This window comes from Thalassospira sp. CH_XMU1458, from assembly GCF_037027205.1.
Classification (GTDB): domain Bacteria; phylum Pseudomonadota; class Alphaproteobacteria; order Rhodospirillales; family Thalassospiraceae; genus Thalassospira; species Thalassospira tepidiphila.
In genome coordinates this window covers 374,852-388,486 of record NZ_JAYMDW010000002.1, presented here as the reverse complement: position 1 = coordinate 388,486, position 13,635 = coordinate 374,852, and the positions used below count along the sequence as shown (strand labels likewise).

Genomic DNA, 13,635 nt, shown 5'->3' with positions numbered 1-13,635 from the left:
GCCATGATAAGCTTGGGATCAAGCAAAGTTTCAACCCGGAACGTCAATCGGATACCCGGAACATAGAACGTCAAAAGTCTTGCGATATTGCAAAGACGCAAAAATGTTCTGAAGTTACCTTGTATCCGCGGCGGTATCATAAGGGAATGCCCCATGAGCGATCAACAGGCCATCGAAACTGAAAACAAACATCCGGATCCCGAAAAGCTCTCTGCCGCTATGGCAGAGATTGCTGAGAAAAGTCAACGACTTGTGTCTGAATTCCTGGCAAAGCAGGCAGAAGATCCGGAAATATCCGACCCGGACCCACTTAATATCGGCTCTGCCTTTGCCGAATTGACCACGCACATGATGCAAAACCCGGTCAAGCTGGTCGAAGCCCAGATGGAGCTTTGGCAGCAATATTATACCCTGTGGCACAATACCACCCTGCGTATGATGGGCGAAGAAGCCGAACCGGTTGTCTCCCCGCAAAAGGGGGATCGTCGATTCCGTGACGAGGCATGGGAAAACAATGAACTGTTTGATTTCATCAAGCAGTCATACTTGCTGTCATCCCAATGGATGCAAAACGTTGTCCACGACGTGGACGGGCTTGACGATAAAACCGCACAGAAAGTCGAATTTTACACCCGCCAATTCGTCGATGCGATATCGCCGACCAACTTCCTGATGACCAACCCGGAAGTCATACGGACCACAATCGAATCTGGTGGTGAAAACCTGCTTAAGGGGTTGCAAAACCTTTTGGAAGACCTTGAACGCGGCAAGGGCAAACTGCAAATCCGCATGACCGATCTTGATGCCTTCAAGGTTGGCGAAAACGTCGCCACCACCGAAGGATCAGTTGTCGGCAAAACGCCGTTGATGGAACTTCTGCAATACAAGCCAAGCACCGACAAGGTTGCAAAACGCCCACTTGTGATCGTCCCGCCATGGATAAACAAATACTACATTCTTGATTTGCGCCCGGAAAACTCCTTCATCAAATGGGCGGTTGATCAGGGCCACACGGTGTTTGTCCTGTCCTGGGTTAACCCGGACAGCGAACTTGCCGAAAAATCGTTTGAAGACTACGCCAAGGAAGGCGTTCTTGCCGCCCTTGACATGATCGAACAGGCCACCGGCGAGAAAGAAGTCAACGCGATCGGCTATTGCCTTGGCGGCACGCTTCTGGCTTCGACCCTGGCCTATATGGCGAAAACCGGGGATGACCGGGTCAAATCTGCGACCTTCCTGACGACGCTGACCGATTTTGAAAAGTCGGGCGAACTTTCGGTCTTTGTGGATGACGAACAGATCAAAAGCCTTGAACACAAGATGTCCAAAGAGGGCTATCTTGACGGGCGCGATATGTCGATGTCGTTTAACATGCTGCGCGCCAATGATCTGATCTGGTCGTTTGTTGTATCCAACTACATGCTGGGCAAGGATCCGTTCCCGTTTGATCTTCTGTATTGGAACTCCGATTCCACCCGCATGCCCAAGGCAATGCACAGCTTCTATTTGCGCAATATGTATAACAAGAACCTGTTGCGTGAACCGGGCGGCATCAAGATCTTTGGCGAACCGATTGATCTGCGTGACATCAAAATTCCGGTCTATTTCCTGTCAACCCGCGAAGACCATATCGCACCGTGGCAGGCAACCTATGCCGGGACGCAATTAATGTCAGGCCAGGTGAAATTCGTGCTGTCGGCATCGGGGCATATTGCCGGTGTGGTCAACCCGCCTGCGGCCAAGAAATATTGCTATTGGACGTATAATCGCAATCCGGCCAACCCGGAAGACTGGATGGCCAAGGCCGCCCAGCATGAAGGATCCTGGTGGACCGATTGGCAAAACTGGGTCGGCCGTCGTGCCGGTGGCAAGGTCGATGCCCGCAAACCGGGCGATGGCAAGCTTAAGGTCATTGGCCCGGCACCGGGTGAATATGTCAAAGTGAGCTTGTCCTGATCTGATCGCAGACCACCCTGACACATTTTCACGGTCTGCCATCACGGCAGACCGTTTTCTTTTATCCGAATAGATCCAAGGGAATAATGATGGCCCACACAATCGGCTTTCTTGGCGCTGGCCGCATGGCATCGGCGATGATCAAACGCCTGCTTTCAAAGGGATATGACGTCAAGGTCTGGAACAGAAACAAAGCCAAACTTGAACCGCTTGTTACCCTTGGCGCGGTCGCCTGCGACACACCGGCAATGGCCGCCAAAGATGTCGATACCGTAATTTCATTTATGTCTGATGACGCGGCAGCACGATCTGTTTGGCTGGGCGATGATGGTGCGCTTTCCGCCATGCGAAAAGACAGCATTGCGATTGAATGCTCCACCCTGTCACACGGCTTTGTGCTTGAACTTTCAAAAACAATCGAGGCTGCTGGTGTTCAGTATGTTGACAGCCCGGTAACGGGCATTCCCGCCGATGTTGAAGCCGGCAACACCATCTTTTTGATCGGAGCTGCGTCTGAAACCCTTGATCGCGTTACCCCGATCCTCAATGACACCGGCAAAAAGACCATTCATTTCGGTCCAATCGGATCGGGCACGGTTTACAAGCTGATGCACAACTTGCTCGGCGCTGTTCATATCGCCGCCGCTGCCGAACTGGTTGCGGTCGCGCAAAAGGCGGGGCTCGATGGTCAAACCGTTGCCGATACCTTTGCCATCGGCGCAAACGCCAGTGGGTCCGGCCTTATGACCGTTCCCGGCATGGTCAGCGGCAATCATCACGAAAACATCCATTTCACCAATGCCTTGCGCGCCAAGGATGCATCCTATGCCCTTGCCTTGGTCAAGGACCTCGGCATGTCCACACCCGTTGGCCAAAGTGCCTATAACGTCTTTGAAAAGGCAACAAAGTCCGGCCTTGGCGATCTGGCGCAAAGTGCGGTGATTGAAACGCTGAAAGCCTAGTTTGCTTTGGCCGCCTGTTGCTGTTCCAAAAGCGGTTCATAGCGCGCGTCGGTCAATGTCTTGAGGAAGGCGACAATGGCATCGATGCGCTTTTCATCAAGGGCATCGCCCTGCTCAAGCTCTTTAAGCGAAATGGTTTCGGCCACTTCCGGCTCCCCCCACGGCTTGCCGGTTTCCGGGTTGGTCTGATTGATCTCGGCCTTGCTGTTATATTTGTTATAGAAGCGAACCACCGTCTCAAGATCGGCAAAGACCCCGTTATGCATATAGGGCCCCGTCACCGCCACATTGCGCAGTGACGGGGTTTTGTATTTGCCACGATAGGCCCGGTCGTCGATTGCTGCGTTATCGAGCAACCCGTTATCGGTAAAACCGATATCCTTGCGGACAGCATCGCGCGTTGCGACATTGCGCGGCACGCCGATATTGTGGAATTCGTAATTGGTGAAAGTTTCGCCCTCTGAAGTCGGGCTGGTTTTCAGCATGTGGCAGGTATTGCAATTGGTAAATTGCTGCGAAAAGAACAGGACACGACCCAATTCTTCCTCAGGCGTCATTTTGTATTCGCCGCGCAGGAACCGGTCATATTTGCTGTCGAACGGTGCGAACTCATCACCCTCTTCAAAGGCGGCAATTGCCTTGGTCATTGCGCCATATGCTTGATCCGCATCCGACCAGACATTATTGCCAAACAACGCCTTGAAGCCTGCAACATAATCGTCGTCTTCGCGCAGACGCGCAACCACACTGGCCTTGTCCGGCATCCCCATCTCAATCGGGTTCAGCGGCGGACCACCGGCCTGCTCAGCCAGATCCATTGCCCGTCCATCCCAGAACTGGCCACCGACCGCGACACCATCTTCGCGCACATGAAATGGCGGGGAGAATTTGGCATAGCTTGCGGTCGGCGCATTACGATCGCCAAGGCTTTCGCCATCATCGCCCAATGAAAACGCCCCGCTTGCGACATCGACCCGCGGATCACGGAACCCCGTCGATGGATCGTGGCAGGTGGCGCAGGACATGGTGCGATTGGCTGAAAGGTTGGTATCGAAATAAAGTGCCTCGCCCAGGTCCGCTAAGCCTTCAAAGGGTGACTGCGCCTCTGTGGCCGTCGCAACTTCCGACACACTCGCCGTTTTGCGATGTCCCGTATCGGCAAGCCGATGCAGCATCGCCGACGCATCTTCCGCCAAGGCAGGACTACCCGCATAGCAGCCCATAAGGGCGAAAACAGAGGTTAGATGCAGTGACGAACGAAGATTGTGGGGCATCGAAAACACTTTGATTTGGTCGATTGTTGGATGAGGTTGACGCAGTCGCTCAATCGCGAACGCTTTTCATTTACACCCACACAATTGCTCCTTGCCTTGATCAAAGTCAATGGCTGGCTGCCTTTGGCTTCCCTCACATCCGTTTATTCAAGCGCGCAGCGACCAAAACCGGCATCACAGGACATCAGTCCAGATGATCGCTGCCTCGCATGCATTGCTGGTGGATATTATGCCAGATCCTCGGGGATTGATTTGACATATTCCTGCGCCAGATCCGCATAGCGATCAGCCGACACCTTGAAGAACTCGATTTCTTCCTGCGTCAGATCCCGCACCTTACGTGCTGGTACCCCGGCCCAAAGCTCGCCTGCCGGAATGCGTTTTCCCGGTGCCAAAAGCGCATTGGCACCCAGCATCCCGCCCTGCTCAATCACGCAACCATCCATCACGGTCGCGCCCATGCCGACAAAGCTTCGATCTTCAAGCGTGCAGGCATGAATGATTGCTGAATGGCCGATCGTGACGTCATCGCCAATATAGGTGCCGAACTTGCCCTTGGCGACGTGGACCATGGTCAGGTCCTGAATATTGGTGCGCGATCCAATACGGATTTCATGCACATCGCCACGAATAACACAGCCAAACCAGATGCCGGTCTCCGCCCCGATTTCAACATCACCAATGATCGTCGCATTGGGGGCAATGAAGGCGGTTTCATCAATGGTGGGCTTCACCCCGCGATAGGACAAACGCATGCTGTGGGACCTTTCACAAACTGGCATTCAATTAATTGCCGTCACTTTAAAGTTGATCCGGCCAGCATGAAAGCCCGCTTTGGCAAAATTCGACCATTGCCCGATAAGCTTCGCCGATAAAGAAAAAAGGCGGAACCAGATGGCTCCGCCTTTAATTTGTTGTTCGCCGGTTCGCTTACGGGAACAGCGGCTCGATCTCAAGGCCCATGGTTTCGGGCAGGCCCAGCATGACGTTCATGTTCTGAACCGCCTGACCGGATGCGCCTTTGACAAGGTTGTCTTCGACTGCAACGATGATCACGCGGCCCGGCACACGATCCTTGACGACCCCCATCAGGACATAGTTAGACCCACGCACATGGCGGGTCTGCGGTGTGACACCAAATGGCAGAACGCGCACAAACGGCTCGTCGGCAAACCGCTTTTCAAGGGCGGCCTGAATGTCCTCAGCCGTGGTGCCGTTGGTCATTTTGACATAGATGCTTTCAAGAATACCGCGGCTCATCGGCATAAGGTGCGGTGAAAAGTTCACCACAACATCACTGCCGCACGCCCAGGCAAGGCCCTGTTCGATCTCTGGCGCATGGCGGTGCCCACCGGTGCCATAGGCATGAATGCCTTCGGTCACTTCGGCATACAGCGTCATTTCCTTGGGCGCGCGACCAGCCCCGGTCACACCGGACTTGGCATCAATGATGATGTCGTCAGCATGCACCAGCTTGCCTTCCAGAAGCGGCGTCAGTGCAAGCTGCACCGGGGTCGGATAGCAGCCCGGATTGGCAACGACACGTGCCTTTTTGATCTTTTCACGGTGTAGTTCGGTCAGACCATAGACGACTTCCTTCTGCAGATCCTGGGCTGCATGTTCCGCGCCATACCATTCCTTGTAGGTCGCCGGATCAAACAGACGGAAGTCTGCCGAAAGATCGACAACCTTTACATGTTCAGGCAGACCGGCAATGACTTCCTGTGTCGTGCCATGTGGCAACGCACAGAAAATCAGATCGACGGTCGACCAGTCAGCCTCGGCAATCGAGATCATGGTTGGCAGTTTGATATGGGCAAGATGGGGGAAAACCTCCCCGAACGGACGTCCGGCGCGTCGGTCTGCGGTCAACAGTGTAATTTCCGAAGCTTCGTGATGCGCAAGAATGCGAACCAGTTCCGCCCCGGTATAGCCACTGGCACCGAGAATTCCGACTTTGACCTTAACGTCGCTCATTTCTATTCCTACTCCATATTTAGCACCTGCTCGAAAACAGGCATTGATAACGCCCGGATGTTGGCAAACAAGCCCCGCAGATGCAAGCAATTAGGCGGGAAATCCCCCTTACGATTTGCAATATTCCCATGCGCTTTGCTCATGGTTGCAAATCATTGCGCCCTATTTCTTACGCTCACGGCGTACGGTATCGGGACAGGCTCGCGCATCCTCGGGCAAAACGGTATAGAATTTCTCGATCTTCTCGTAGCCCGTGGGGCTTGCAACGGGATAGCTTGCAACATAGCGCGCGTCAGACAGCCCGAAGTCACTGGCCTTTAGCCCGGATCGTTGCAACCACATACGCCGATGGGCATCCGACACCACCACATCCGGGTCATCCACCAGAAAAATCGCATCGCGCGCCAGCCGGTCATTGTATTTGTGATGCGTCGGCAGCCAGGCGGCCAGTTGTTTACGCAGCTCACCCGGGCTTGGCACATTTCGCGTGCGTGTGACGAATTTTGTCATGCGCTCAACAAGATCGCTGATATCGCCGGGCGGGACGGAGCCATGGGTTGCACGGTCGATAAAAAAGGCCAGGTCAATCTCGGTCGGATCGCGATTGATCACCGGTTTCAGGGCGTTATATAATTTGAAAAATCGCGCTATCTTGCCGCCATCGGCATTGGCCGCGTCATATACCCGGTGATAGGCCGCCTGCACTTCATACCGCGCGCCATAGGCGGCAAAGCGTTTTTCGAAGGCAGTACGCTTCCGTTCATCAACCCAGATCGCACAGAGTATATCAAACGCTGCATCATTGTTGCCAAGTGCCAGGCGATGCATATCCTCGGTAAACGGTCCAAAGACGTTTTGCAGCAATCCGGGATTGGCGCGCTCGGCGGCAAACAAAATTTGCTGAATTTCCGCCCCTGCCCCGGCGGTTGCGCCGCGCGGCCCCCATGTCAGATAGGCGCGCGGGTCATTGGTATGGCAATAGGGATCGCCTTCAAGGAAGGTCTTGCCGCTGCGGGGATTTCTCGACTGGCAGAAATTGAACTGGATGACGTCATAGTCCGTGCCCTCCAGCGCAAAGGTCAGGTGATTAGCCCGTGTGATGGCATCAGGTGGCGGCAACTGGCCTGGCATTAATAACTGCCAGAGCCCGATCGTGATCGCCCCATAACTTTCGGCCCCGACCGCGGCCCGAACAGCCGCATTCAAGCACGGCTGCAGATCAATGATCGCCTGCCGTGTTTTCGCCCCGACAACCCCATCCGGCGCGCCATAGCTGCTGGCCGGTTTGCCCGCACATTTCGCCGCCTGCGCAAAAAGCCGTTCCTGAAACACCGCCACCGCGCCATATCGCCCCAAGGTCAGCGCCCGGTTTTCAAACCGGTATAGAACCTGTGACAGGTTCTCAGCTGTTGCCGGAAGCACTGCCCCAAAGGCAATGATGCAGACAAGCGCGAACATGGCACCGGCACGGCACGCTGCAACTTTGATACGCGTGTGTGCTCGGAGCATGTTGATCAGCCTTAGTGCGTGAATTCCAAAAGGGGTTTGGTGAACTCAACCTGCGGATATTTGATGAGGCTGTTTAACGCGCGGCGCTGCAATGCCTTACGTTTGGTCGTGTCGGCAACCAAGTCACATACCGCATCGACCAAACCGGCATAGGGCACATCAATGACCCCTTTGCGGAATCGATCCTCGATCACGGTTTCCGGGTTTACTTCCGCGACAACCGCCTTGGCGTTGGTCAAAAGATACGAAACGCGCACAATCTCGAAGATCTGGCTTTCGTAGAAATGGTGATTCAGAATGACTTTTGACCGCGCGATCCACTGATCACGTTCCTTGCCATAAACGCCCATCAGGACCTTCAGGTTGAGCCCCTTGGCTTCAATCTGGCTTAGGATGTCGCGCCGGCGTTCATTGATCGATCCATAAAACAGAACGTCAATGTCCTGTTCGACGCTAATATCGATCCGCTGGAGCTCTTTCTGGAAGCCAATCGGCAAGTAGCGGACCTTTTCAGCCCCCAGCGCCTTGATGACCTCGATATTGGCCGGGCTGTAATCCCAGATTTCAAGGCCGGACTCAAACCAGCCCGTCAGTTGCTCCCGCCATTTCTCTCCAACACCCGTAAGCTGCTCGGTATTAAGGATAATCGTTCCCTCTCGCACGGCGCGCAGAGCCGAAACATCAAGCAAATGCGCCCCGACAATAATATTGACCGCTCCTTGCATAAACTGATTGGTCTGGATCTGCGCCGGATGCCCCGCCTCGCGGATCGAATACATCAAAAGCTCGGCCAACTCCGCAAACGCCAGCGAATGAATATAACCCGGAGGCTGGACGATGCAGATGTTGTAGCGGGAATTATTGGTCATTCTTGAGTTACCCTTATCGGGGAGTATTTATTTATGCGAGGCGACGACATAAATTTCGCCAGCGATATCGGGGTATCGCTCCCCGAGCTTCATAAAAGCCTCCAGCATCTCGGCAGTCCAATTTGCTTCAATCTGGCTGTTGGAAACAGGCTTCAACCAATACCCACCGAAATAATCAATGTTATATCCGGACTGATAGAATGCCTGGCGGAAGCTTTCGGGATTAAATACTCGACGATGACCGTGGTGCCTATCGAGGTCGTTTAACTCATCCTCAGCCTGCAAGAGCCCCATAATAACCCCAGCCTGCCTATGCAATGAGCGGGCATTTGGTACGGCTGCAAACAAAATACCATTCGGAGCAAGGAACTTCTTCGCGACTTCAAGAATCTGAACCGGATTGTCAACGTGTTCAAGAACATGCCCGAGAACTATGTTGTCAAACTTGCGGTCGGTCTCGAAGTCTTCAAAAAGGCACGTAATGACCTCTATGGACGGATATTTTTCTTTCAAACGCTGGCTGAAAAATTCCGACCCGTCGACACAAACGACTTCTTGCCCGAGATCAACAAGATGGCCTGTCATCAAACCCTCTGCGGGTCCCATTTCAAGAATGCTACCCGGCAAAACAAATCTGCGAAACACCTCAAACTCGTAGTGTATGGTCGCAGCGTTTGCACCTTTGTCATAAAGCGAGTTATTCGCTATGTGCTCAAGCCTGCTTTTTTCCTCGGCATCCATAGTGGATCTCCTTAAATGCGCTCAAATCTGTTTCATTTATCCAAGACGGCGCCAAAGATGGCGTCCCTGACCTCAAGCAGTGAACTGTGCGGACGATCCACTCCCAAACCAGCGAGAAAGGTTGGTGAGCGCTGTCCTGTAGAAATGGCATAGAACGGTGTCCCAGTCCTATTGGCAGCGGCAAAATCGGTTTCACTATCACCAACAAAGCCGGCGAACGAGTGCCGGGACAGTACGTTTGATTTTTCATCGACAGCACAAAACGGGGATACACACTCAACACCTTTGAAATAACCCCTGATCCCAAGACGCGAAAGTTGCTGCAAAAGCAGCCGTCTATTTTGCCGCGCTGTCAGCAAAATCAATGTTTTCCCCGTTTTCCGAAAACTATCAAGTACTGTCACCGTATCGCCAAAAAGTGTATCGAGGCTTAACCAATAGGGTGTCTCTATCTCCTGAATCCAAGCACTGGTAATCTCTTTTGCCTTATCTTCATTCAAACCCATCTCCAACAACGCTGCCAATGTTGAGATGCCTTCGCGCTTCTTTTGCCAAACTGCGTCTTCCACGAGATGCACATCAATGCGTTTTGCAACAGCTCGCAAGAGTGTCATCTGGCGTTGTCGAGCGGTTATAAGGGTACCGTCTAGATCAAAAGCGTAAATCATTGACGATGAGCCATTACGAACTCGGTATATTGCCTGGTCACGATAAACTCTTCATCCACTGCAAGCTGGCGAACAAACTTGCTGTAATTCTGTCCAGTGCGACATGCAAATGCTGCAGCTAAAACATCGAACCCGGCACTACATGTGATCGCGGTCCCAGCCCCGGATCGAACATTCAAATCGGTAATCGCCCACCCGTTCCTGGCCCTCATCGCCTGAAAGCAAATCGTGCCGCGTTGCTGCAAGCCCTTGCCAATTCTTCGCGCAATATCGGCAAGCTCAGGATCGAAAAAAACCCGCGCCTTAGTACACACGCCCGATTTGATTTCAATCCTTTCGCGGCAATAAGCAAACGATACATCCATTTGCGCATCGTAAAAACTGTCAACCGTGACCTCAGGACCTTCACATACTTCCTGAATAATCAGGCTTTCGAGTTCCGATTTTGAGAGATCACTTAACTCTTCGACAGATACTTTACGGGCCCCCTTGCTGCCAAAACCACTGCGAGGTTTGACAAAACACTCTGCCTGCGGTGAAAGTCCAACCGGATCAATGATCTTAGGCGTTGGTACACCGATGCTTTTCAGAAACTGATCGGCAAGTTCTTTGTCTATGCATCGCGCATATAGTTCGGAACTCCAAACATCAAGACCACCAAAATTCGGATCACCGATAATATTTTGCGCAACAAGATGCTCTTCGTTCAAGATTGGAACATAAACATCAATACCTTCTGAAAGTACGATAGTACGTATCTTGTTCTCGTAGGCAGGATTGTCTGCGAACGGAACCTGTACAAATATATCAGAGAGCAGCGAGGCGGTTACCAACTCCGGCGGATTTATATCCACAGAAACGATACGGACCTCATCGCCCCAAACAGCACGAAGTCTGCTTGCAATGGCAAACGATGTACCGGTCCCGGCCGCACCGAGAAGAATTGCCGTCATGACGTTATCTCCGTCAACCTTCTCCAATCATGTCGATGTCCAGAGCTATACTGAACCTTAAAATTATTCGTTAAGTTTTTGTCTGCGCTATGAAAAGATGTACAAGCATCAGAGATTTTTCTGAAATTAACACGAAAGCAAAGTTCTGGTGGTTAACTTTGGAAGATCGAAACATGGGATTTTGATCATATGAGCATTCATCTGTGCAAGATTGTCGAGCTACCCAAAATCTCAAACAGTCAGGGGAACCTGACCTTTATTGAGGCAAACAATCATATTCCGTTCGACATACAGCGCGTCTATTACCTTTATGACGTTCCTGGTGGTTCTGTAAGAGGTGGCCATGCACACAAGAACTTGCACCAACTGATTGTGGCCATGTCGGGAAGCTTTGATATCGTGCTTGATGATGGCAAAGAAAAAAAACGCTTCCATCTCAACCGCTCTTACAATGGGTTGTACATATGCCCCATGATTTGGCGAGAGCTTGACAATTTCTCATCCGGATCGGTCTGCATGGTATTGGCTTCAAACTTTTATGACGAAGAAGATTACCTCAGGGACTATCATACCTTTCTAAATGCAGCCGCGGACAGATAGTTCAGATTAATAAAAAGACATTCGAAAAAGGGAGACAGTGGCAAAAGATGTCTCAAACCCCATTGGTTTCAATTGTAATACCCAGCTACAAGCCTGAGTTTTTTGAACAAACTCTAAGGACGGCGATCGGGCAAACTTATAGTAACATCGAGATTATTGTGTCTGACAACTGCCCGACGGAAAATATTGCGCAGACATGCGCGCTCTTCAATGGAGTTCATTACTACCGAAATGAATTGAAAGGCGGGCAGAACATTTTGGACGCGATATTTTCCGCAAAAGGAGACTACATCAAACCACTTTTCGATGATGACTTACTTCATCCATTCTGCGTTGAGCGAATGGTTGAAGCATTTCAGTCGAGCTCAAATACTAGTATGGTGTTTTCTGCATCAGCCACAATCAATAACCAAAACAAACGTGGGAAAGAGAGACGCCCGGCAAATCAAGCATTCTTGATTGACGGCAGGGAACTTCAAAGGCAGATGATTCTTAGCTTCCAGAACTTCGTCGGGGAGTTTTCAACAATCATGCTCAGAGGAGAAACTCTCAAACAGTATGACAGGACCAGCTCACTGACCTATAGTGACACTATTTACGCAAAAGGTTTAAGTGACGTTGTCTTTTACTGGAATACTACCCTCGGGCATCAGGCGCATTATATTGATGAAGAGTTGAGCTATTTCCGTTTCGATCCGCAGCACAATTCAAACTCCAACCCAGATAGCAACCCCGATTTCGTGTTTGCAATCACAGACTGGATTGACCTGCTAATCGCCTCACACAAGAACGGCGTTATCACTGATAGAGAACTGGCCACTCAAGGTGCAAAGCAAGCAAGGGCGCTTAGTGGTTATTGGTCAAGGAAATTCCCTGACGTTGCAGAATTCGGCACAAAGTTCGAGAATTATCTGAAGAGCATAGCAAATAAGTAGCCGGTTCTGAGTCTCACTCGATGTTAAAATGCCAACTGTATCCGTGAACCATGATGAGCAGGAAAAGCGCCGATGAAAGTTGATTTTCTCGATCCGGGTCATACGTACCGCGCGATCAAGACGGACATAGACGCCGCTTATCAACAGGTTATGGAATCCGGCTTTTACATCCTAGGCGACGCTGTTGAAAGTCTTGAAGATACATATGCAAACTACTGCAATGTCAAACATTGCGTCGGGGTAGCAAGTGGTCTTGATGCACTGGTGCTTTCCCTGCGTGCACTTGATGTTGGCCCCGGCGACGAAGTTATCGTTCCGTCTCATACTTTTATTGCGACCTGGCTTGCCGTTTCGCAGGTTGGTGCAAATCTCGTTCCCGTCGAACCGCGCGCGAACAGTTTCAATATCGATCCCGAACAGATAGAAGCTGCAATCACACCAAAAACACGTGCAATCATTCCGGTTCACCTTTATGGGCAACCCGCTGACCTTGACCCGATCCTTAAGATATCGGAGAAACATGACATCCCAGTGATTGAAGATGCCGCGCAAGCGCATGGGGCCTCTTATAAAGGCCGCAAAATCGGTGGACACGGAACCATCGCAACATGGAGCTTTTACCCGGCCAAGAACCTCGGTGCGTTTGGGGATGGCGGCGCAATCACCACAAACGACGCAGAACTCGCAGAAAAGATAAGAATTCTGCGAAATTATGGCTCCCGGAAGAAGTACTTTAACGAGGTGAAAGGCTTTAATAGCCGCCTAGACCCGCTGCAGGCAGCAATGCTTGAAGTCAAGCTTCGACACCTTGATCAATGGAACAATTTGCGCAAAGAGCAAGCCACAGTTTACTTAGAGGAATTGCAAGACAGCAACGTCATTCTGCCTGCAATCCCGGAATGGGCGGATGCGGTATGGCACCTTTTTGTCATACGTCAGCCTGAACGTGACAAGCTGCAAAGCTATCTTGCCCAGCATAACATTGGTACCGGCATTCACTATCCGGTGCCCTCCCACAGGCAGCAAGCATACGCTGACAGTCTCCCGGCAAACGGCAACTATCCACTTGCAGACCAATTTGCCAAAGACGTGCTTAGCCTGCCAATCGGGCCGCATCTCGGTACTGACCAGTGTCGCTACGTAGCAAAGGCAATTAGAGACTTTTCTGCGAGATAGCCCCGGATCCGCCCA

13 protein-coding genes are annotated in these 13,635 nt (G+C 51.7%); 5 read left to right on the top strand and 8 right to left on the bottom strand.

Going from position 1 to position 13,635, the window contains the following annotated elements; translation table 11 throughout:
- Positions 1–153 precede the first annotated feature (153 nt).
- Together WBY09_RS09160 and WBY09_RS09155 are read left to right on the top strand one after the other, a co-directional pair.
- The gene (locus tag WBY09_RS09160; RefSeq protein WP_063090049.1) at positions 154–1,956 is read left to right on the top strand and encodes a PHA/PHB synthase family protein; all 1,803 of its coding nucleotides are present in this window, start codon (positions 154–156) and stop codon (positions 1,954–1,956) included.
- Positions 1,957–2,045: 89 nt separating this feature from the next.
- Entirely contained in the window at positions 2,046–2,918 is an 873-nt protein-coding gene (locus WBY09_RS09155; RefSeq protein ID WP_197147692.1) for an NAD(P)-dependent oxidoreductase, read from the top strand.
- Here WBY09_RS09155 and WBY09_RS09150 read toward each other — a convergent pair.
- The 8 genes from WBY09_RS09150 to WBY09_RS09115 all read right to left on the bottom strand — a co-directional run bounded on the left by WBY09_RS09150 (position 2,915) and on the right by WBY09_RS09115 (position 10,909).
- Positions 2,915–4,192, bottom strand: a complete 1,278-nt coding sequence (locus WBY09_RS09150) for a cytochrome-c peroxidase (protein ID WP_197145117.1) — start codon at positions 4,190–4,192, stop codon at positions 2,915–2,917. The genes WBY09_RS09155 and WBY09_RS09150 overlap by 4 nt on opposite strands.
- Before the next feature lie 227 nt (positions 4,193–4,419).
- Complete coding sequence (locus WBY09_RS09145; protein WP_083952754.1) at positions 4,420–4,947, bottom strand: gamma carbonic anhydrase family protein; 528 nt, start codon at positions 4,945–4,947, stop codon at positions 4,420–4,422.
- Positions 4,948–5,122: 175 nt separating this feature from the next.
- Positions 5,123–6,169 (bottom strand): N-acetyl-gamma-glutamyl-phosphate reductase, encoded by a 1,047-nt coding sequence (gene argC / locus WBY09_RS09140; protein ID WP_197145118.1) that lies wholly within the window; start codon positions 6,167–6,169, stop codon positions 5,123–5,125.
- Between the two features lie 162 nt (positions 6,170–6,331).
- The gene (locus WBY09_RS09135; RefSeq protein WP_197145119.1) at positions 6,332–7,678 is read right to left on the bottom strand and encodes a hypothetical protein; all 1,347 of its coding nucleotides are present in this window, start codon (positions 7,676–7,678) and stop codon (positions 6,332–6,334) included.
- An 11-nt stretch (positions 7,679–7,689) separates the two neighbouring features.
- Complete coding sequence (locus WBY09_RS09130) at positions 7,690–8,547, bottom strand: hypothetical protein (RefSeq protein WP_286791041.1); 858 nt, start codon at positions 8,545–8,547, stop codon at positions 7,690–7,692.
- Positions 8,548–8,574: 27 nt separating this feature from the next.
- Complete coding sequence (locus tag WBY09_RS09125; RefSeq protein WP_197145121.1) at positions 8,575–9,288, bottom strand: class I SAM-dependent methyltransferase; 714 nt, start codon at positions 9,286–9,288, stop codon at positions 8,575–8,577.
- Positions 9,289–9,320: 32 nt separating this feature from the next.
- Positions 9,321–9,956, bottom strand: coding sequence for an HAD family hydrolase (locus tag WBY09_RS09120; protein WP_197145122.1), 636 nt, complete (start codon positions 9,954–9,956; stop codon positions 9,321–9,323).
- Entirely contained in the window at positions 9,953–10,909 is a 957-nt protein-coding gene (locus WBY09_RS09115) for an ATP-grasp domain-containing protein (RefSeq protein WP_197145123.1), read from the bottom strand. Before WBY09_RS09115 ends, WBY09_RS09120 begins: the two co-directional genes overlap by 4 nt.
- 189 nt (positions 10,910–11,098) lie before the next feature.
- Between WBY09_RS09115 and WBY09_RS09110 the strand changes: the two genes are divergently transcribed.
- The 3 genes from WBY09_RS09110 to WBY09_RS09100 all read left to right on the top strand — a co-directional run bounded on the left by WBY09_RS09110 (position 11,099) and on the right by WBY09_RS09100 (position 13,620).
- A complete protein-coding gene (locus WBY09_RS09110) occupies positions 11,099–11,509 on the top strand; it encodes a sugar 3,4-ketoisomerase (protein ID WP_197145124.1) in 411 nt (136 codons plus the stop codon).
- A gap of 47 nt (positions 11,510–11,556) precedes the next feature.
- Positions 11,557–12,444 (top strand): glycosyltransferase family 2 protein, encoded by an 888-nt coding sequence (locus WBY09_RS09105; RefSeq protein WP_197145125.1) that lies wholly within the window; start codon positions 11,557–11,559, stop codon positions 12,442–12,444.
- Positions 12,445–12,516: 72 nt separating this feature from the next.
- A complete protein-coding gene (locus tag WBY09_RS09100) occupies positions 12,517–13,620 on the top strand; it encodes a DegT/DnrJ/EryC1/StrS family aminotransferase (RefSeq protein WP_197145126.1) in 1,104 nt (367 codons plus the stop codon).
- The last annotated feature ends 15 nt before the right edge of the window (positions 13,621–13,635 follow it).

Coding starts and splice junctions, on each gene's coding strand:
- WBY09_RS09160 (WP_063090049.1), top strand. CDS start 154: ATGAGCGATCAACAGGCCATCGAAACTGAAAACAAACATCCGGATCCC.
- WBY09_RS09155 (WP_197147692.1), top strand. CDS start 2,046: ATGGCCCACACAATCGGCTTTCTTGGCGCTGGCCGCATGGCATCGGCG.
- WBY09_RS09150 (WP_197145117.1), bottom strand. CDS start 4,192: ATGCCCCACAATCTTCGTTCGTCACTGCATCTAACCTCTGTTTTCGCC.
- WBY09_RS09145 (WP_083952754.1), bottom strand. CDS start 4,947: ATGCGTTTGTCCTATCGCGGGGTGAAGCCCACCATTGATGAAACCGCC.
- argC (WP_197145118.1), bottom strand. CDS start 6,169: ATGAGCGACGTTAAGGTCAAAGTCGGAATTCTCGGTGCCAGTGGCTAT.
- WBY09_RS09135 (WP_197145119.1), bottom strand. CDS start 7,678: ATGCTCCGAGCACACACGCGTATCAAAGTTGCAGCGTGCCGTGCCGGT.
- WBY09_RS09130 (WP_286791041.1), bottom strand. CDS start 8,547: ATGACCAATAATTCCCGCTACAACATCTGCATCGTCCAGCCTCCGGGT.
- WBY09_RS09125 (WP_197145121.1), bottom strand. CDS start 9,288: ATGGATGCCGAGGAAAAAAGCAGGCTTGAGCACATAGCGAATAACTCG.
- WBY09_RS09120 (WP_197145122.1), bottom strand. CDS start 9,956: ATGATTTACGCTTTTGATCTAGACGGTACCCTTATAACCGCTCGACAA.
- WBY09_RS09115 (WP_197145123.1), bottom strand. CDS start 10,909: ATGACGGCAATTCTTCTCGGTGCGGCCGGGACCGGTACATCGTTTGCC.
- WBY09_RS09110 (WP_197145124.1), top strand. CDS start 11,099: ATGAGCATTCATCTGTGCAAGATTGTCGAGCTACCCAAAATCTCAAAC.
- WBY09_RS09105 (WP_197145125.1), top strand. CDS start 11,557: ATGTCTCAAACCCCATTGGTTTCAATTGTAATACCCAGCTACAAGCCT.
- WBY09_RS09100 (WP_197145126.1), top strand. CDS start 12,517: ATGAAAGTTGATTTTCTCGATCCGGGTCATACGTACCGCGCGATCAAG.